Here is a 512-nt window from a genome sequence, read left to right on the forward strand (position 1 = left end):
CGGCCAGGCTGATCGGCTCGGCCGCACCCGGCAGCACCAGGCCGGTGGCGCCGCTCACCACGGCCCGGGCCTGCGCCAACTGGCTGCTGGCGGCGGACTCCTGCTGGCCACCGGTGGCCGCCACCAGCCGCCACTGCCAGCGCGTTCCGCCCGAAAGGCCCAGCGCGATGTCGTGCCAGTCAGCCCGCGTCCCATTTTCCGTCCGACGGGAAAACAGGCCGCGACCCCACAATTGCACCCCACCAAACTCATGCTGGAAGCGCCCGGCGAGATGCCAGCGCTGTTGCCCGGTGGCGTCCAGCCCGGCCGGCCCCGGCACGGCGCCGCTGCGGGTAAAGCCGCCATCAATCCAGCCCCAGCTGTTGCCCAGCCGCAGATCGACGACGCCGATGCTTTCGCCGGCCTGCCCGCCTGCCGCCGCCAGCAGCCGGCCACCGCTGTCCACCACGGCCAGCGACAGGTCGACCAATCCGCTTACCGCGCCCGCGCCCTGCGCCACGCCGGACCCGGCG

General features: G+C 74.0%; 1 protein-coding gene. It reads right to left on the bottom strand.

The window, feature by feature from the left end:
• Positions 1-512, bottom strand: a 512-nt coding sequence (locus GJ693_RS17385; protein WP_197042336.1) for a hypothetical protein, incomplete at both ends; no start/stop codon positions are given.

It is taken from the genome of Sandarakinorhabdus oryzae (assembly GCF_009733735.1).
GTDB lineage: Bacteria > Pseudomonadota > Alphaproteobacteria > Sphingomonadales > Sphingomonadaceae > Sandarakinorhabdus > Sandarakinorhabdus oryzae.